General features: G+C 71.3%; 16 protein-coding genes. 9 read left to right on the top strand and 7 right to left on the bottom strand.

The features are described 5' to 3' along the window. Positions 1 to 104: 104 nt before the first annotated feature. Positions 105 to 653, top strand: coding sequence for a hypothetical protein (locus tag D7W81_RS16875; RefSeq protein WP_120556412.1), 549 nt, complete (start codon positions 105 to 107; stop codon positions 651 to 653). Between the two features lie 145 nt (positions 654 to 798). On the opposite strand, the gene D7W81_RS16880 is transcribed toward D7W81_RS16875, so the two are convergent. From D7W81_RS16880 to D7W81_RS16895, 4 genes are all read right to left on the bottom strand, one after another. Continuing rightward, complete coding sequence (locus D7W81_RS16880; protein WP_120556413.1) at positions 799 to 2268, bottom strand: sensor histidine kinase; 1470 nt, start codon at positions 2266 to 2268, stop codon at positions 799 to 801. Further along, positions 2265 to 2939 carry a response regulator transcription factor gene (locus tag D7W81_RS16885; RefSeq protein ID WP_120556414.1) on the bottom strand — a complete coding sequence of 225 codons (675 nt, stop codon included), beginning with the start codon at positions 2937 to 2939 and terminating at the stop codon, positions 2265 to 2267. The genes D7W81_RS16880 and D7W81_RS16885 overlap by 4 nt, the downstream gene beginning before the upstream one ends. Positions 2940 to 3004: 65 nt before the next feature. Next, on the bottom strand, positions 3005 to 4000 hold the full coding sequence (locus D7W81_RS16890) for a dioxygenase family protein (RefSeq protein ID WP_120556415.1): 996 nt from the start codon (positions 3998 to 4000) through the stop codon (positions 3005 to 3007). A gap of 132 nt (positions 4001 to 4132) precedes the next feature. Next, on the bottom strand, positions 4133 to 4480 hold the full coding sequence (locus D7W81_RS16895) for a hypothetical protein (protein ID WP_120556416.1): 348 nt from the start codon (positions 4478 to 4480) through the stop codon (positions 4133 to 4135). A 169-nt stretch (positions 4481 to 4649) separates the two neighbouring features. Between D7W81_RS16895 and D7W81_RS16900 the strand changes: the two genes are divergently transcribed. The 8 genes from D7W81_RS16900 to D7W81_RS16935 all read left to right on the top strand — a co-directional run bounded on the left by D7W81_RS16900 (position 4650) and on the right by D7W81_RS16935 (position 14666). After that, the gene (locus tag D7W81_RS16900) at positions 4650 to 5708 is read left to right on the top strand and encodes an esterase/lipase family protein (RefSeq protein ID WP_120556417.1); all 1059 of its coding nucleotides are present in this window, start codon (positions 4650 to 4652) and stop codon (positions 5706 to 5708) included. Between the two features lie 13 nt (positions 5709 to 5721). Next, positions 5722 to 6663 carry an acetoacetate decarboxylase family protein gene (locus tag D7W81_RS16905; protein ID WP_120556418.1) on the top strand — a complete coding sequence of 314 codons (942 nt, stop codon included), beginning with the start codon at positions 5722 to 5724 and terminating at the stop codon, positions 6661 to 6663. After that, positions 6660 to 7202, top strand: a complete 543-nt coding sequence (locus D7W81_RS16910) for a hypothetical protein (RefSeq protein ID WP_120556419.1) — start codon at positions 6660 to 6662, stop codon at positions 7200 to 7202. Before D7W81_RS16905 ends, D7W81_RS16910 begins: the two co-directional genes overlap by 4 nt. Beyond that, a complete protein-coding gene (locus D7W81_RS16915) occupies positions 7199 to 9319 on the top strand; it encodes a patatin-like phospholipase family protein (protein ID WP_120556420.1) in 2121 nt (706 codons plus the stop codon). Before D7W81_RS16910 ends, D7W81_RS16915 begins: the two co-directional genes overlap by 4 nt. Next, positions 9303 to 11078, top strand: coding sequence for a GMC oxidoreductase (locus D7W81_RS16920; protein ID WP_120556421.1), 1776 nt, complete (start codon positions 9303 to 9305; stop codon positions 11076 to 11078). The genes D7W81_RS16915 and D7W81_RS16920 overlap by 17 nt, the downstream gene beginning before the upstream one ends. Next, positions 11054 to 12874, top strand: coding sequence for a metallophosphoesterase (locus D7W81_RS16925; RefSeq protein ID WP_120556422.1), 1821 nt, complete (start codon positions 11054 to 11056; stop codon positions 12872 to 12874). The genes D7W81_RS16920 and D7W81_RS16925 overlap by 25 nt, the downstream gene beginning before the upstream one ends. Before the next feature lie 33 nt (positions 12875 to 12907). Then, a complete protein-coding gene (locus D7W81_RS16930) occupies positions 12908 to 13597 on the top strand; it encodes a hypothetical protein (protein WP_120556423.1) in 690 nt (229 codons plus the stop codon). A 103-nt stretch (positions 13598 to 13700) separates the two neighbouring features. Then, positions 13701 to 14666 carry a hypothetical protein gene (locus D7W81_RS16935; protein ID WP_120556424.1) on the top strand — a complete coding sequence of 322 codons (966 nt, stop codon included), beginning with the start codon at positions 13701 to 13703 and terminating at the stop codon, positions 14664 to 14666. Positions 14667 to 14685: 19 nt separating this feature from the next. Here D7W81_RS16935 and D7W81_RS16940 read toward each other — a convergent pair whose 3' ends face one another. From D7W81_RS16940 to D7W81_RS16950, 3 genes are all read right to left on the bottom strand, one after another. Then, positions 14686 to 15156, bottom strand: a complete 471-nt coding sequence (locus D7W81_RS16940; RefSeq protein WP_147445509.1) for a hypothetical protein — start codon at positions 15154 to 15156, stop codon at positions 14686 to 14688. Between the two features lie 139 nt (positions 15157 to 15295). Further along, positions 15296 to 16687 (bottom strand): sigma 54-interacting transcriptional regulator, encoded by a 1392-nt coding sequence (locus D7W81_RS16945; protein WP_120556426.1) that lies wholly within the window; start codon positions 16685 to 16687, stop codon positions 15296 to 15298. A gap of 100 nt (positions 16688 to 16787) precedes the next feature. Next, positions 16788 to 16982 (bottom strand): hypothetical protein, encoded by a 195-nt coding sequence (locus D7W81_RS16950; protein WP_014397120.1) that lies wholly within the window; start codon positions 16980 to 16982, stop codon positions 16788 to 16790. Between the last annotated feature and the right edge of the window lie 130 nt (positions 16983 to 17112).

A 17112-nucleotide genomic window follows, 5' to 3' on the forward strand; every position in this document is an offset into this window, starting at 1 on the left:
GCGGGGATGGGCGGTGGAGCAGGCACGGCCCGCGTCCGCCTTGCCGTCAATGGGCGGGGCCCAAACCTTGCGACTGTTTGGCGAACCCGAGGGAGGGGGCGGACATGCGCAAGATGCGGGAGTCGGGAACGGCGTTGATGAGCGCGCGGGAGATGCGGCTGGTGTTGGCCAGTGCGCCGCGCAACCTGATGGAGCTGTCGCGGCGCGAGCTGATGGGGATGGTGCGGCGCGCGCGCGGCATGGTGGTCCAGTACGAGAAGCTTGCGCACCGCCTCCGCCGTGAGGCCATGCGCGTCCCCATGGGAAGGCGCGTGATGGGTGGGGGCATGGACACGCGGCGCAAGGCGGCGCTGCTGCGCACGGCGCTGTCGCGCTTCGAGTCGCAGCTGCGGCGGACGGCGCCGGCGCGCAAGGCGAGGCCGGTGATGCGCAAGCGGCCGGCGGCGAAGAAGGCGATGCGTCCGGCGGTGCGCGCCACGGCGCCGCGCAAGAAGGCGGTCCCGGCGAAGAAGGCGATGCAGCCCGCGGGCTACGCGCGCCGGGGGCCAGTGAAGGCGCGGGCGCACAAGCCCCGGCGCATTCCGGCGGTGAAGGCTCGGGTGCACCGGACCGCGAAGGCGCGGACGCCCATGCGCAAGGCCGCGACGCGGTAGCGGGTTTCTGGGGGACGGAAGCCGGAGCGCGTCCAGCTCGTGGTCCGGCCAGGGGGAGGGGGAGCTGGACTGTGTCCGCCCTGCGTCAGGGCGGACACGGTGGGGCCGTTGCGCAGGTTGGAACGTGGGCTGGGCGTGGCTTCTTTCATCCCGGCGGCGGCATCAGCGGGCCGGTGAAGGCGACCTCCAGGCCTCCGTACTCCGACGGCGCCAGGGTCATCTTCCAGCCGTGCAGCTCCACCACGTTGTGCACGATGTGCAGGCCCAGGCCCTGTCCCTGCGGCTCCCTTGTTCGAGCCGCGTTGCCCCGGAAGCGGCGCTCGAGAATCCTGGAACGCTCTTCCTCGGAGATGCCCGGTCCGTCGTCGATGACTCGCAGGCTGAAGGTCTGCTGGCGCGTTGTCTCCAAGACCACCGCCACGTGGCCGTCCTCCCGCCCGTAGCGGATGCCGTTGAGCACCACGTTGCTCACCGCCTGCTCCAGCAACGTCTCGTCTCCCATCACCCACGTGGGCGTCGCTGGGACTCCGCTTTCCAGCGCGATGCGCTGCGGCCTCGCGATGGGCTGGTGCCGGCCCAGCACTCGCGACACCAACGCGTTCAGGTCCACCGGCGCGTGCTGCACCTGCGGCGCTCCTGCCTCCAGCCTCGCCGCTGCTCCCAGGTTGTGCACCAGCGAGGCCATGTAGTGCGCCTCGCTCATCGCGGACAACATCAGGCCCGGCTCCTGCGGCTGGCCCTCGCGCATCCGCTGCTGCATTGCGGCCAGGTGTCCCTGCAACACCGTGAGCGGCGTCATCACGTCGTGCGTCGTGTTCGCCAGGAAGTCCCGCAGCGTCTGCTCGCGCGCCTGCTGGTGCGCCATCCGCGCCTGGATCTCCGCTCGCGCCTGCTGGAAGGCCCTGGCCAGCTCCGCGATCTCGTCGCTGCCGTTCACCGTCACCGGCTGCTCGTAGCCGCTGCCTGAAGACGCGCGCACCTCCTCCGTCAGCCGGCGCAGGCGCTGCACCACCGGCCCCAGCGCCACCACCATCGCGGACAGGAGGATCAACGTGGGCACACCCCAGACGTACAGCGGCGGCAGCCCCACCTCCGGCGACCCCGGGGGCTCCACGCGACGCGCGAGCACGTACTCGCAGGGCCCTCCATTCCAGGGCATGCGCAACAACAGGTCCTGCACCAGCGCGCCGTCATCCTTGGAGTAACGGCGCACGCCCACGCCGTCGTCCCTCACGCCCTGGCGCAGCTCGTCGTCCACCGCCGGAGCCTGCGGATTCCGCGAAACGAACTGACCGTCGAACGGATAGAGGTTCACCGGTGGCAGCCGCCGGCCCATGGGGCCCCTGGGCGGGCCTTCGTCGTTGGGCCTGGGCGCGTCCGACGGCAGGCCCTCGCGCTCCCAGGGCGGACGCTGCGAACGGGAGCGGACCATCCAGGTGTCGGGTGCGGCCTCGCAGCGCTCGCGGCCTCCGGACTGCATCTGCGACAGCGTGGTTTCGATGATGACTTCGTCCGTCGTGCGGCGGCGCACCGAGTGCTCCACCTGCACCAGGGCGAACACCGCGGGCACCGTCACCGCCACCGCCGTGAGTGCCAGCCGCAGCCGCAGCTTCACGCATCCTCCCCGGGCACCAGGCGGTAGCCCACGCCCCACACCGTCTCCACGCACTTCACCGGGCCCAGCTTGCGTCGCAGCCGCGACACGTGGACGTCCAGCGTGCGCTCCGTGCCCTCACGCTCTGGATCCAACACGTGCTCCACCAGCCACTGCCGCGTCACCGCCTCCTGCGGCCTCCGCGCCAGCGCCGCCAGCAATCCGAACTCCACGCGCGTGAGCTCCACCGGCCGCCCCTGCACCTGGACCGTGTGCCCCTGCAGGTCGATGCGCAGCGGGCCCACCTCCACCACCACCTGCTCTTTCTGCAAGGTGGGGCGGCGCAGGCGCGCGCGCACGCGCTCCACCAGCTCCTCCGGCCAGAAGGGCTTGGTCATGTAGTCGTCCGCGCCCAGCTTCAGCGCGCGGACCTTGTCCAGCGTGTCATTGCGCGCGCTCAAGATGAGCACCGGAACCTCCGAGAAGGTCCGCAGCGCCTTGAGCATGTCCAGGCCGTAGGTGCCGGGCAGCATCAGGTCCAACACCACGAGGCTCACGTCCGGCAGGTCGCCGGCCACCAGCAGCCGGCCCTCGCGCCACCACACGGGCTCGAAGCCCGCGCCGCGCAGGTGCCCGACAATCTGGGACCCGAGCGGGTCGTCATCCTCCACCAGCAGGATGCGGTCGCCCATGCGCCATGCCTCCCTTCGGAACCCGCCACCCCAGAGGACTCCGAGGCGGCGCGGCTCACCCTAGTTCAGGGCATGCCGCCGTCGAAGCCCGGGGGCGGAGGCCCCATGCCACCATCCCAGCCAGGCGGGGGACCCATGCCACCGTCGCCGCCCGGCGGGGGACCTCCAGGTCCACCACCGCCACCGCTGCCGCCCGGCACGGCGCAGGACGCGCTGTCCAGCGAGGAGCGGATGATCAACGTCTTGGACGCCAGCATCGCGCCGTCCGCCATGCGCTGGGTGGCGAAGAGGTAGTCGCCCACGGAGTCCGCGGAGATGACCGTGTCGTTGGAGTTGGTCGTGTCGCGGGCACCGCGCGTGTTGTAGAGCGGCTGGTTCCCGACGATGTCGTCGCTCGTCGTGTCGTCGAAGAACAGCTGCGACGTGACGAACTCCTGGCCGTTCACCCGCACCGTGAAGTGGATGTGGATGGTGCGGCTGCTGTACCAACCGGGGAAGCACGTGTCGAAGTCCACGCGCCCGTTGGCGTCCGTGGTCTGCACGCCGCGGAACCACCGCGCCGCCCGGGCCGTGGCGTCACCGGAGGTGCAGAAGTCACTCGCGTCCTCGCCGGAGTACAGGCCTTCCGGCGCGGCGTGCCAGATGTCCACCGTGGCGTTCGGGATGGGCTTGCAGGACGCGTCCACGACGAGGAAGGCCAGGCGCACCGGCAGGCCGTCATGGCCCTCGCTGATGTCCTTGCGGTCCACCGTGGTCGCGTAGCAGGGGCCCAGCGTGGCCTCGCAGGTGAGGTTGCACACGGTGCCGATGCCGGAGGCGAACGGATCCGGATACGCGGCGGCGGCCGTCATCGCCGCGGTGCCGCCCGTGGCCCAGAAACCCGGGTCCACCGTGCCCGCGTCGGCGCTGGTGTTGGTGTCGCCGCCGGTCGTGTCGTCGCCACCGCAGGCGATGAGCAATCTCGCCACGGGAACCGCGGCCAGCGACAGGCCAATGCCGCGCAGGATGCTCCGGCGCGTGATGACCTTGGGGGGAAGGTCCTGAGGGGATTCGCTCTTCATCCGGGGTTCCTCCGGGAGCTCGGGAGCCAGGAGCGGCGGGGGGCCGCTCGCGGGGCCGTCCGGGCTGACCGGACGGCGAACCGGGTTATCGCGGGTGGACCTTAAGCAAACCTTGCGCGGAACGAGCGCGACTCAGGAGAAGCGCACGCGGAAGGCTGCGAGCAGTGGACCCGCTGCCCGTCCGTCCGCCGGGGACTTCGGCCCGCCCTCCGGAAGCGTCGCTCCCAGTTCCTCCAGCGCGGGCTTCATGGACTCGAAGGCGTGGAGCGCGTCCGCCGCGTTGTCGAAGAAGCGCGGATGCAGGAGCCAGCCGGAGATGCCGCAGGTAACGACGTGGAAGGAGCGCGAGTCATCCGCTTCGTAGGTGAGGCGCAAGAGGTCGCGGAAGCCCTCGTCCCGCACGATGGTGCCACCCTGGCTGCCCATGCCTCCGAGCGTCACGCCGCCCTCGTAGTCGCTCCAGCCCGTGTCCGCGTTCATGCCGCACGCATAGCACCGCGAGGGCTGACGCGGGCGGCGTGACAGGGGGGCGCCGCGCCGTTGCCCATGGTCCCTGTCAGGCGGGGAGGGCGCGGTCCTGCAGGGGGTTGCACGCCGGTTGTCGCACCCTTCGCACCGCCCAACGTTTGCGGTGTGGGGGGACGTCGTCATGTCCGCGGAAACCATTCATGCGCCGCGCTACTCCGAGGAGATCGTGCCCTTCCTCGCGGGCGACGGCCGCGCGCTGCACCTGGTGCACCTGCGCGGCGTCGAGAAGCCAGACAAGGGGCCGGTGGTGCTGGTGCACGGGGCCGGGGTGCGCGGGAACATCTTCCGCGCGCCGGTCCGCCAGACGCTGGTCGATGCGCTGATTGAAGACGGCTACGACGTGTGGCTGGAGAACTGGCGCGCCAGCATCGACGTGGAGCCGGGCGAGTGGACGCTGGATCAGGCGGCCGTCCTGGACCACCCGCCCGCCATCCGCACCGTGAGGGAGAAGACGGGGGCGGACAAGCTCAAGGCCATCATCCACTGCCAGGGCTCCACCAGCTTCTCCATGGCAGCGGTGGCGGGGCTCTTGCCGGAGGTGGACCTCATCGTCAGCAACGCCGTGTCGCTGCACCCGAGGGTGTCCGCGACCGCGAAGCTGAAGCTGCATTACGCCGTCCCGCTGGTGGCGCAGCTGACGCCGTTCCTGGATCCGCAGTGGGCCTACGGCGGCCCCACGCGCACGGCGCGGATGCTGACGCGCGTGGTGCAGGCGACGCATCACGAGTGCGAGAACCTGGTCTGCCGCTGGACGAGCTTCACCTACGGCACGGGCTTCCCGGTGCTGTGGCGGCACGAGAACCTGAACGCCCAGACGCACGACTGGCTCCAGCACGAGTTCGGCCCGGTGCCCTTCAGCTTCTTCCGCCAGATGGACGCGTGCGTGCGCGCGGGCCACCTGGTGCCGGTGGAGGGCTTCCGCGCGCTGCCGGAGGACCTGGGCGAGCGCGAACCCCAAACCGATGCGCGCTTCGTCTTCTTCGCGGGAGAGGAGAACCACTGCTTCCTCGCGGAGAGCCAGCGCCGCACCTACGAACACCTGGAGCACTTCCACCCGGGCCGGCACGCGCTGCACCTGCTGCCGGGCTACGGCCACCTGGACGTCTTCATGGGCAAGCGCGCGCACCAGGACGTCTTCCCCCTCATCCTCGCCGAGCTGGATCGCTCCGTGACCCACTGACGAAAGGCCCGCCATGTTCCTCCCCAAACGCATCCAGAGACAGTCCGGCCGCTACTCGCGCGTGGACGGCATCCCGTACGCGCTGCCGGTGGATTCGAAAGGCGCACCGGCGCTGGTGGCCGCCTTCACCGTGGACGCCCGCCGCGCGGCCAGCCTGCTGCCCGGCAACGAACTGCACCCGCTGCGCATCACGCGCGACCGCGCCGTGCTGCTCATCTCCGTCATCGACTACAAGCACACGGACATCGGCGCGTACATCGAGTTCAGCATCGCGCTCGCGTGCACGCACGGGCGCAGGCCCGCGCCGCCGCTGTTGCCCCTGCTGCTCCAGAAGCGCTTCGGCCTGGGGCAGTACGTGGTGGACCTGCCCGTCAACACGGAGGTGTCCGTGAAGGGCGGCAAGGGCATCTGGGGCATGCCCAAGCACCTGGCCCGGCTGGACTTCAAGAGGGAGGACGGCTCCATCAGCAGCCGCTACGACGAGGGCGGCCAGCAGGCGGTGCGCGTGCGCATCGAGCGCCCGAGGTTCGCGTGGCTGCCGCTGCGGATGGCGGCGGTGAATTACTGCGCCTTCCGGGGCATGTTGATGAAGTCCGTCATCTACTTCCGGGGCCTTTTCGGCTTCCGCCTGGGCAAGCACGCATGGGGGACGCTGGAGCTGGGGGACCACCCGCGCGTCCAGGCGCTGCGGGACTTGAGCATCTCCCCGCGCGCGTTCCTGACCGGGTTCTTCCCGTCGTCCAGCGGCGTGCTGGATGATCACTTCGAGGCGTGGTTCCTCACCCAGCCCACGCTGCCCGTGGACACGTATCCGGAGGGGCTGGAGAGCGTGGTGGGCCTGGGCCAGAACCAGACGCCCATGCCGGCCCCGGACTCAGACGGGTCGCCGCCGAAGGTGCTCCAGGAGGCCGTGCCGATCCAGGACACGCTCACGCGCGAGGACGCCCGGCCATGAAGCGCGGCGGCGGCCTGGATCTGGTGAATGCGTGCCTGCTGTTCCTGTGCACGTCCATGTACCTGGGCACGGGCTGGTCGCTGATCCTCTTCACGTTCCCCATCGCGCCCCAGCTCACGGTGGACAACTACTACCTCCAGTTCGTGCCGCAGGTGCAGGCGGCCACGCGGTTCTTCACCTGGATGACCGCGGTGATGATGCTGTCAGCCGGGGTGCTGGCGTGGCGCGAGCGCAAGACGGGCCTGCGCTGGTATCCGCTGGGCGTGCTGCTGGCGGTGGTGGTGGCCACGCTGCTCACGCGCATCTACATCTTCCCGTACAACGACGAGATGGCGGCCGGCATCACGTCGCCTGAGCGGCTGGCCGAGGTCCTGGGCGCGTGGATGCGGATGAACCGCATTCGCGTGGGGCTGTGGACGGTGCAGTGGCTGTTGACGCTGGGCTACTTCGTGCACCGGGTGGTGCGCGCGGAGCACCCGGCGGGAGAGCGCTGGCGCTTCGGGATGTCCATGCCGCCGCGCCGGGAGGCCCACGCATGAGCCCGGCCGCGTCGCGATGGCTGGAGCGCCAGGCCCGCCTCAACGGGCGTCCCTGGCGCTGGGCGCTGGCGGCCATCGGGTGGATCACCCTGGTGACGGGCGCGGTGCAGCTGTTCCTGCCGGGCGTGGAGCTGCGCCTCCTGCACGCGGATGCGTCCGCCGCGCCCGCGCACTTCTTCCGCATCGTGGGCATGTTCATGGTGCTGTTCGGCGGTCTGCTCCTGCATGGCCTGCATGAGCCCCGCGCGAACCCCGCCGCATTCCTGTGGACGGGCCTCCAGAAGGTGGGGGCCTGCGCGATGGTGGCGATAGGCGTGGGGCGCGGCCTGCTGTCACCCCTGGCGCTGGCGGTGGCGGCGTTCGACGGGCTGTCCGCCGTGCTGGTGCTGGGGTTCTACGCGTCGCTGCGCCAGCGCGAGCAGATCATCACCGTGCTCAAGCCCCAGGCGCGGGAGGAGCCCCCGGCCGTCGCCGGTCCCTCCGTCAGCGCGCTGCGCGTGGCGGATGCGACCCGCGACCCCATGCCCCTGGGGCAACCCTCGCGGATGATGGGGGAGGGCGCGGCCGTCCAGGCGGCTCCCGTGGAGGCGCCGCGGCGTTCGCTCGTGCTGGCGGGGGGCGGCATGCGCGTCGCGTGGCAGGCGGGCGTCCTGCGCGCGCTGACGGACGCGCGGCTGGGCTTCGCCCATGCGGACGGCACGTCTGGCGGCATCATCACCCTGGCGATGTGGCTGTCCGGCCAGTCCCCCGCGGAGATGTGTGAGCGGTGGCGGACGCTGGACGTGAAGGACTTCGTGTCGCTGATGCCGCTGGATGAATACGCACAGCCCTGGAAGCTCACCGCGCTGGGGGATGCGGACGGCATCGTCCAGCACGTCTTCCCACACCTGGGCGTGGACGTGGACGCCATCCGCGCGAACCGTGAGCGCTCCGGCACCTTCAACGTGTGCGACTTCGCCCGGAAGACGAACGAGGCCATCCCGCACACGGACGTGGACCGGGACCTGCTGGTGGCGGGCATCTCCCTGCCGCTCTTCATGCCCCCGGTGGCCCGGGACGGTCACCTGTACCTGGACTCGGTGTGGATCCAGGACGCCAACGTGATGGAGGCGGTGAACCGGGGGGCGGACGAGGTGTGGGTCGTCTGGTGCATCGGCAACACGCCCCAGTACCACGACGGCTTCTTCCGCCAGTACGTCCACATGATTGAGCTGAGCGCGAACGGCGCGCTCTTCGCCCAGCTGGAGCAGGTGCGCGAGCTCAACGCGCGCATCCTCGCGGGCGAGCACGTGCCGGGACACGCGCGGCCCATCACCGTGCACGTCATCCGGCCGGAGCACCCGCTGCCGTTGGACCCGGACTTCTACGCGGGCCACGTCACGGCCGCGAGCCTCATCGACCAGGGCTACTCGGACGCCTGGCGCTACCTGTCGGTGGCGGACGCCCAGGGCCTGCCTCTCACCCCGGAGATCACGCAGATGACTGAACCCGCCAATGACCTGACCTTCCGCGAGACCATGTCCGGTCCGCTCGCGATGGGCACCACCGACCCCGAGGCGGGCGCCCACGACGGGCGCTCCACGCCCTTCACCATGCACTGCACCATCACCATCGACGACATGGACGCGTTCGTCCGCGACCCGGACCACGCGGCCCGGCTGGTGGCTCACGTGCAATACAAGCCGCTGGGCATGGACCTGCCCGTGCGCGAGGGGAGCTTCAACCTCTTCCGCGCCACGGATGATCCGCGCACGAAGATCATGAGCTACGGCCTGCGCTTCCAGGCCCACGGCCGGGACTACTACCTGGACGGCACGAAGACGCTGCGCGACGACCCGGGCCCGGACCTCTGGCGCGACACCACGCGCCTCTACAGCTACCTGCACGAAGGCGTGGACGCGCGAGGCCCGGTGGTGGGCGCGGGCGTGCTGGTGCTGGGCATGCGGGAGCTGCTCCACCTGGTCTCCAGCATGCGCTCGTCGCGCGAGGGCGTGGAGGGCGCGGAAATGGTGGCCCGCTTCGGCCACCTGTTCCTGGGCGCGCTCTGGGACCTCTACGCCCCGGAGGCGCCGGTGCGCGAGCGGGAAGAGGAGGCCACGCATGGCCACGAGGGCTGAGCACTTCGACGTCGTCATCGTGGGCTCGGGCTTCGGCGGTTCAGTGATGGCGTGGCGGCTGGCGGACGCGGGCCTGCGGGTGTGCGTGCTGGAGCGCGGCAAGGCGTATCCGCCGGGCTCCTTCCCGCGCAGCCCGCACGACATGCGCCGCAACTTCTGGGACCCGCGAAAGGGGATGCACGGCCTCTTCAATCTCTGGTCGTTCGGAGGGCTGGGCGGCGTGGTGTCCGCGGGGCTGGGCGGCGGGTCGCTCATCTACGCCAACGTGCTGCTGCGCAAGGATGAGAAGACCTTCATCCACGAGGACCTGCACGGTGGGGGCTACGAGGACTGGCCCGTCACGCGTGCGGATCTGGAGTCGCACTACGACGCCGTGGAGCGGATGATGCACGTGCAGCGCTACCCGCTGGAGCACGCGCCCTATGCGTCCACCGCGAAGACGCTGGCCATGAAGCTCGCGGCGGAACGCCTGGGCCGCGCGGGCGACTGGCAGCTGCCGCCGCTGGCGGTGACGTTCGGCAACCCCGGTGAGGTGCCCGTCCCCGGCGAGCCCATCCGCGAGGAACATCCCAACCTCCACGGCCGCACGCGCACCACGTGTCACCTCTGCGGGGAGTGCGACGTCGGCTGCAACACGGGCAGCAAGAACACGCTCGACTACACGTACCTGTCCGCGGCGAAGCGCGCCGGTGCACAGCTGCGCACGCGCGCGGAGGTGACGGAGCTGTGGCCCGCGGAAGGGGGCGGCTACGTGGTGCGGTACCTGGACCACACGGACACGCCGGAGGACGTGCCGCGCGAAGGCCCCCAGTCGATGCTGCCGCGCAGCACGGTGACGGCGGAGCGGCTGGTGCTGGCGGCGGGCACGTTCGGCACCCCGTTCCTCCTCTTGAAGAACCGGCGGAACTTCCCGGGGCTGAGCGGACAGCTGGGCACGCGCTTCTGCGGCAACGGAGACCTGCTGGGCTTCATGCACCAGTGCCACGACTCGAGCACGGGCAAGCAGCTGCCGCGCATCCTGGATGGCGGGCATGGCCCGGTCATCACCAGCGCGCTGCACTTCCGGGGCAGAGAGGAGGGCGGCACGGGCCGGGGCTATTACATCGAGGACGCGGGCTACCCGGAGTTCGTCAACTGGCTCTACGAGGGCGCGCACCAGGTGCCGCTGATGCAGCGCGGCCTGCGGCTGGCGTGGCGCCTCTTGCGCGGGTGGACGGGGCACACGCACGACTCCGACGTGAGCGAGGAGATCTCCGAGCTGCTGGGGGACTGCCTGGGCTCCGCGACGTCGCTGCCGCTGCTGGGCATGGGACGCGACATCCCCAACGGCCACATGCGGCTGACGGAGGACGGGATGCTGGACATCGACTGGCGGATGAGCGGCTCGCGCGAGTACTTCGATGCGCTGCGCAAGTCGATGGCGGACATCGCCCGGACGCTGGAGGGGAAGCTGGTGCAGAACCCGCTCAGCTACCTGAGCCGGGTCATCACCGTGCACCCGCTGGGCGGCTGCCCCATGGGACGTGGACCGGAGACGGGCGTGGTGGACGCGACGGGCGAGGCCTTTGGCCACCCGGGCCTGTATGTGGCCGACGGCGCGATGATGCCAGGGCCCACCGGGCCCAACCCGAGCCTCACCATCGCCGCGCTCGCGGACCGCTTCGCGGATGCGCTCATCGACTCGCACCGCCGTGCCACACGAGGCCCCACGCCGCGGGCACCAGGGGAGGGGCCATGGCCGTCCGCGCCTCCGATGTGAGCCGCATTCCGGGCCGGCGCGCCGGGCCCGCGCCGTTGCCGGACACGCCTCCGGGCAAGCCGATGGTGTCGTGGTTCGACCCGGCCGTGCTCGCGAAGTCAGGCCTGAAGGCGCTCCTGTCGGGGACGTTCGGACGGCAGGCGGACCGGCGGCTGCTGGACGCGGTGGCCCGGCCGCAGCCGCTGGCGTTCGACTACTCGGTGGATGACACCGGGCATCCTCGCGACGAGCTGTGGCTGGACTACGTGTCGGACCTGGGGGACGGCTGGGACTCCACGTATGCCGTGGCGTCCGCGGTGATGGCGCCACAGCTGGCACTGACGGATGGCTCCGGCGCGACGCACGTCACGCGGGGCGGCGACGTGCTCGTGTTCGGTGGCGATGAGGTGTACCCGACCGCGAGCGTGGCGGAGTACCAGTCCCGCACGGTGGTGCCTTACGAAGAAGCGCTGAACCGGCGTCGCCACCGGCCACACCTGTTCGCGGTGCCGGGCAACCACGACTGGTACGACGGGCTGGTGTCCTTCACGCGCCTGTTCTGCCAGGGCCGGCGTTCAGAGGGCTGGCGCACGCAGCAGCGGCGCAGCTACTTCGCGCTGAGACTGCCGCATGGCTGGTGGCTGCTGGGCACGGACATGCAATTGGAGTCCGACCTGGACGCGCCGCAGGTGGAGTTCTTCCAGAAGGTGGCCGGGCAGATGCGCGGCACGGACCGTGTCATCCTCTGCAACGCGGAGCCGGCGTGGATCAAACAGCAGGTGACGCCTCGCGCGGGCCGCGGGTTCCTGGACAACAACATCGACTTCCTGGAGCAGCGGGTGCTGGGCAAGAAGGTGAGCGTCTTCCTGGCGGGGGACCTGCACCACTACCGCCGGCACGAGGACGCGGACGGGCGGCAGAAGATCGTCGCGGGTGGGGGAGGCGCCTTCCTGCATCCCACGCACCTGCCGAAGGTGGACCAGCGTCCAGGCGGCTTCGTGCAGAAGGCGAGCTACCCGCCGCAGCGGACGTCCCGGCGGCTGACCTGGCGCAACCTGGCGTTCACCGCGCTCAACCCCTGGTTCGGCGCGTTCATGGGCGTCGTCTACACGCTGCTCGGCTGGGGCGTGGCCGCGAACCTCAACGAGGGGGCGGTGGGGGCGCCGTCGTTCCGGGAGGTCATCAACGCGGCGTTGCAGAGCACGGGCTCACTGGTGCTGGGCGCGGGGGTGGTGCTGGGCACGGTCGCGTTCGCGGACGACCGCCGGGGACCGCTCTGGCGGAAGACCGCCGGCATCATGCATGGGCTGGCGCACCTGGCCGTGGCGCTGCTGCTCACGTGGGGCGTGTCCGCCGTCGCCGCACCGCTGGCGGCGGAGCTCCAGTGGAGCATCCGGCGCGACCTCTTCAGCGGGCTGCTGCTCCTGGGCGGCGGCGCGCTGGTGGGGCCCTTGGTGGTGGGCGTGTACCTGCTGCTGTCGCTCAACGTGTTCTCCTGTCACCCCAACGAAGCGTTCTCCTCGCTGTCGATACCGGACTGGAAGAACTTCCTCCGGCTCCACTTCGACACGGAGGGCCATCTCACGGTGTATCCGGTGGGCTTCCGGCGGGTCCCGAGGCGGTGGAAGCGGGGGCGCTCTCCCGAGGAGCCGGTGTGGGTGCCGGACCCGGCGGACACGCGGGCGACACCGCCCCGGCTCATCGAGCCGCCCATCGTCATCGGCCGCACCAAGGCGCTGCCGGTGAAGCCGGAGACCGGTCCGCCTGGACCCACGGACATGATGGTGGACGAACACCCTCCCGGCGGAGCGGTTTGAGCGGCGCGGGCCGGCGGCTTACGCTGCGGCCCCATGAAGGCGATGCTCCTGTCCCTGCTCTTCCTCGGCGCCGCGCCGTCCGGCCCCGCGCCGTCGTCCCTGCCTCCCGAAGCGCTGGGGGCACCCCCGCTCGTGGACGCGTCTCCCACCGCGTGGTCGTGCACCATCGACACGCTGCGCGCGGGCAAGGAGTGCGTGTTCGAAGCGGAGGTGCCGCCTCCCGGTGCCGCGAACGCGGACCAGGAGGCCGCCAACGTGAGGCTGCTGAAGGACGCGTCGCGCGCCCTCTGCTCGGAGGCCGTGAGCAACGCGCGGGACGGCACGCCGGACCCGAAGCTCGTCGCCGTCTGCGAGCGCAAGTACGCGGACGTCGTGGGCCGCTGCGGCATCGACGGCAATTCGCCAGTGGTGGACGGGAAGGGCCGCTTCGCGCCCGCGGCCCGCGCCTGCTACCGCGCGCTGTCCACCGTGCTCCAGGACGTGCAGTTGATGGCCTCCGTGGCCTCCACCTGTTGTGAGTGCGCCGCGCGCAGCCAGTGCCCCGGCACCGGCGAGAGCTGCTACGCGGCCGTGTCGCGGCAGCAGGCCGGCCCCACCACGCTCGCGTGCATGGACGACCGCTGCCACGACGCCTGCTCCATGATGCTGCCCCCGTCCGCGTCCATTCCGCGCCAGACGCCGTCGCGCGGGAGCGAGCAGAACGCCGGTTCCGCCGCGCTGTAGCGCGCGCCACGCAGTCGCACTTCCCAGTCCGCGCCAAGTCCTCGCGCGGAGCTCTCGCAGTCCCGGCCCCACCGCGCTGTCGCACTTCAAGGAGCCCCGCGCCATGCCCCGTCTTCCGTTGCTGACCCTCCTGGGTGCGCTCGCCACCGGCTGCGGTGCCTCGCACGCCCACGTCGCGCTGGAGGACCGCGCCCTCACGGACGCCCCTCCGCCGCGGACGCCTCCGCCCGCCGCGAAGCGCTCCGTCGCCGCCGAGGAGCCGCCCACGTCGCCGCATGACGCCCGCGCGTTCCTGGCCCGCTACCCCACGCCCGCCGCCTGCGAGGGCGCCGCGCGCAAGCTCCAGGCGTCCTCGCGCGACGACGCGTGGCTGGCGCTGAAGGTCTGCGCTGAGGCCCCCGGCTTCACCCAGCTGGGCGCGGTGCTGGGCAGTGCCTGGGCGGAGGACCTGCGCGTGCGTCCGGACGCCGCCAACCTCATCACCCGCGTGGTGGCCCAGCGCGGCGGCAGCGTGGAGGGTGAGCTGCGCCTGCTCCACGCGCGCAAGGTGCCCATCTTCTCGCTCGCGTCCGCCATTGCCCAGCCGGACACCTACCGGGGCCGCTACGTGATGCTGCGCGCGCAGGTGGCCGATCAGCGCGCGGAAGGGGAGCGCCCCACGCTGTGGCTGGTGGAGCAGGGCCTCCAGTCCGTGGGCTCCCGCCGCGAGGTGGGCATCGCATACAACACCGACACCGTGACGCAGTCCTCCGGGGACCTGGGCGGACGCACGGCGCTCACCGGCGAGGGCCGCGTGGGCGGCACCATCTTCACCCGCGAGAGCACCACCCAGTCCGCCTCCGAGCGCACCTACGACAACCTCTCCGAGGAGACCGGCCGCGAAGCCCTGGGCCGGCTGGCCGCGCCGGATCCCTTCCTGGAGACCCGCCGCGACTACGTCATCCTCGCGCGCTTCGACGGCCTGCGCGTCACCTCCGGCATGACCACCGACGACGAGGACGAGGGCCCGAAGATCCCCGTGCTCACCATCGTCGGCTACCACCTGCCGCAGTCGCTCGCCGTCTACTGACGCAAGCGCGGGGGGCCGTTCAGCGCTTCACCGGCGCCGCCGCCGCGGTCAAATCCCGCGACGGCGTGCCGGAGTAGATCTCCACGTCGGTGGCCACCCACGTCCCCAGCCGCTCGCCGTAGGTCGTGTGCACCAGCACCCCCTCTTTCAGCTGGGCGCGGGCCACGCGCTTGCCGTCGCGAAGGATGCGCGTGGACGGCGCCACCTCGAAGGGCCGCTCCACACCGTCGTCGTCGCGCACCGTGAAGCCCCGCGTGCCGGAGAGCGTCACCGTGCCGTAGAAGTCCGGCACCTCCTCGGCCACCGTGGCGCCCACGCTCCCGCTGCCGCCGGTGCCTTCCTCCGTCAGCGCGTCCGACCCGGGTTGGAAGGCCGCGAGCCCAGGCAGCATGCCGCTCTCCGCGACCGCCGCCCCGTCCCGTGACTGGCACGCGCTGATGCTCAGCACGAGCCCCCCGGCGAACAGCCACCTCCCCCATCCCTGGCGCATGGCACCCACCTCGCGTGCGATTGGTGCTCCCAAGATGGGGCGGAAACCCGGGCCGACAACCACCCCCGGCAGGGAGGTCCACTCCAGTGTCACCCGGGCCACGGCGGCCATGACTCCGGGTGGGGGCAGGGGACCGCTGTCAGTCCGGCCCGGACACCAGCCCGTGCTTGCGCAGGAGCTTCCGCAGGTAGACGCGGTCGATGCCCGCCTCGCGCGACGCCTTGGAGACGTTGCCTCCGCACCGCTCCAGCAGCGTGCGCAGGTAGTCGCGCTCGAAGCCCTCGATGAGGCGCTCCTTCGCTTCCTTGAAGGGCAGCTCCAGCGCCAGCGACAGCGTGTCCTCGGGGTTGTTCACGTCCGGTGACGGGGCCGGCCGCGGGCGCGGGGCGTCCGGCATGTCCGGCAGCGCGGATTCGCCCAGGCTCACCACCCGGTCCACCACGTTGCGCAGCTCGCGCACGTTGCCTGGCCACGGGTACTGGGCGAGCAGGGCGCGCGTCTGGTCCGACAGGGCGCTGGGCGGCTTGCCCATGCGCTCCAGCACGGTGTCGATGAGCAGCGGGATGTCCTCCGGCCGCTCGCGCAGGGGCGGCAGCGTCGCGCGCAGCACCGCGAGCCGGTGGAAGAGGTCGCCCCGGAAGCGGTTCGCCTTCACCGCGCCCTCCAGGTCCTGGTGCGTCGCCGCCACCACCCGCACGTTCACCGAGCGGTAGTCGTTGGCGCCCACGCGCTTCACCTGCCGGCGCTCCAGCGCGCGCAGGAGCCGGGGCTGCACCTCCAGCGGCAGCTCGCCCACCTCATCCAGGAAGAGGGTGCCACCGTGAGCGCGCTCGAAGGCGCCCGCCCGGTCCGCCTGCGCGCCGGTGAACGCGCCCTTCACGTGGCCGAACAGCTCCGACTCCAGCAGCTGCGGCGCCACACCCGCCAGGTCCACGATGACGAAGGGGCCCTTGGAGCGTGCGCCGTGCAGGTGCAGCCCTTCCGCGCACAGCTCCTTGCCGGTGCCCGTCTCGCCCTGGATGAGCACGTCGGACTCGCCCTGGGCCACGCGCTCCAGCAGGGTGAACACCTCGCGCATCCGGCGGCTCTGGCCCACCAGGTTGCCGAACCGTTCCCGGTTGGACAGGGGCAGGGCGTGCGCCTTCTCTCCCTCCGGGACGAGCTTCAGCTCCGTGGTGCCCAGCGTGAGCACCGCGCCGGCGCGCACCTCCAGGGTGGTGAAGCGCATGCCCTCGCAGAACGAGCCGTTGCGCGAGCCCACGTCCACCGCCTGGATGCTGTCCTCGCGCACGTCCAGGAGCAGGTGGCTGCGCGACACCGCCCGGTCCGCGATGACCACGTCCGAGCCGGGATCCGCGCCCACCCGGTAGCGTCCGGGCGCCAGGGGGTAGCTGTGGCCCGCGTCCGGTCCGGACAGCACCATCAGCCGCACCCGCACCCGCGCCGAGCGCATCGCCGGCAAGGCGTCCGTGCGAAGCTGCCGGTCCTCGTCCCCGTCGTCGTCCCCGAAGCGCGCCACGGCGCGGACCATAACATAGGGAAACAGAAAGGCCCGGCCTCCCCGCACGCACCGGAAAAGTGCGTGGCGCAAGAGGTCGGGCCCCGGGATGCAGCCAGAAGAAGCGCGGCCGTCAGGCCGGCGGCTTCGCGTGCTTGTAGAAGAGCACCAGGGTGTAGCAGTGGAACTCGTTGTCGGAGGACTGGCACACGACCCGGTCCACGATCTCCAGGTCCGCGTTGCTCTTGATCCAACGGGTGACGTTCTCACCCAACTCTTCCCGCTCCTTGGCCTTCGTCGCGGAGAAGACCTTCACGCCCGTGAACATCGCCTGCCACTCCTTGTGCGGTGGTGAGAAAAGGCTTGACCGCAGGTTATCGCACACGCCTTTTCAAGGTGTCAAAAATGCGGCGGACCAAAAGTCGTGATCCGCGAGGGAGCGGGGGGCGCGACGGGGG

The sequence above is a fragment of the Corallococcus aberystwythensis genome (assembly GCF_003612165.1).
GTDB lineage: Bacteria > Myxococcota > Myxococcia > Myxococcales > Myxococcaceae > Corallococcus > Corallococcus aberystwythensis.

What these genes read in the sequence shown, in the direction of transcription:
- D7W81_RS16935 (WP_120556424.1), top strand. Translation starts at nt 13,701, where the DNA reads ATGCCCCGTCTTCCGTTGCTGACCCTCCTGGGTGCGCTCGCCACCGGC.
- D7W81_RS16945 (WP_120556426.1), bottom strand. Translation starts at nt 16,687, where the DNA reads ATGGTCCGCGCCGTGGCGCGCTTCGGGGACGACGACGGGGACGAGGAC.
- D7W81_RS16920 (WP_120556421.1), top strand. Translation starts at nt 9,303, where the DNA reads ATGGCCACGAGGGCTGAGCACTTCGACGTCGTCATCGTGGGCTCGGGC.
- D7W81_RS16890 (WP_120556415.1), bottom strand. Translation starts at nt 4,000, where the DNA reads ATGAAGAGCGAATCCCCTCAGGACCTTCCCCCCAAGGTCATCACGCGC.
- D7W81_RS16925 (WP_120556422.1), top strand. Translation starts at nt 11,054, where the DNA reads ATGGCCGTCCGCGCCTCCGATGTGAGCCGCATTCCGGGCCGGCGCGCC.
- D7W81_RS16885 (WP_120556414.1), bottom strand. Translation starts at nt 2,939, where the DNA reads ATGGGCGACCGCATCCTGCTGGTGGAGGATGACGACCCGCTCGGGTCC.
- D7W81_RS16895 (WP_120556416.1), bottom strand. Translation starts at nt 4,480, where the DNA reads ATGAACGCGGACACGGGCTGGAGCGACTACGAGGGCGGCGTGACGCTC.
- D7W81_RS16940 (WP_147445509.1), bottom strand. Translation starts at nt 15,156, where the DNA reads ATGCGCCAGGGATGGGGGAGGTGGCTGTTCGCCGGGGGGCTCGTGCTG.
- D7W81_RS16915 (WP_120556420.1), top strand. Translation starts at nt 7,199, where the DNA reads ATGAGCCCGGCCGCGTCGCGATGGCTGGAGCGCCAGGCCCGCCTCAAC.
- D7W81_RS16900 (WP_120556417.1), top strand. Translation starts at nt 4,650, where the DNA reads ATGTCCGCGGAAACCATTCATGCGCCGCGCTACTCCGAGGAGATCGTG.
- D7W81_RS16905 (WP_120556418.1), top strand. Translation starts at nt 5,722, where the DNA reads ATGTTCCTCCCCAAACGCATCCAGAGACAGTCCGGCCGCTACTCGCGC.
- D7W81_RS16875 (WP_120556412.1), top strand. Translation starts at nt 105, where the DNA reads ATGCGCAAGATGCGGGAGTCGGGAACGGCGTTGATGAGCGCGCGGGAG.
- D7W81_RS16950 (WP_014397120.1), bottom strand. Translation starts at nt 16,982, where the DNA reads ATGTTCACGGGCGTGAAGGTCTTCTCCGCGACGAAGGCCAAGGAGCGG.
- D7W81_RS16910 (WP_120556419.1), top strand. Translation starts at nt 6,660, where the DNA reads ATGAAGCGCGGCGGCGGCCTGGATCTGGTGAATGCGTGCCTGCTGTTC.
- D7W81_RS16930 (WP_120556423.1), top strand. Translation starts at nt 12,908, where the DNA reads ATGAAGGCGATGCTCCTGTCCCTGCTCTTCCTCGGCGCCGCGCCGTCC.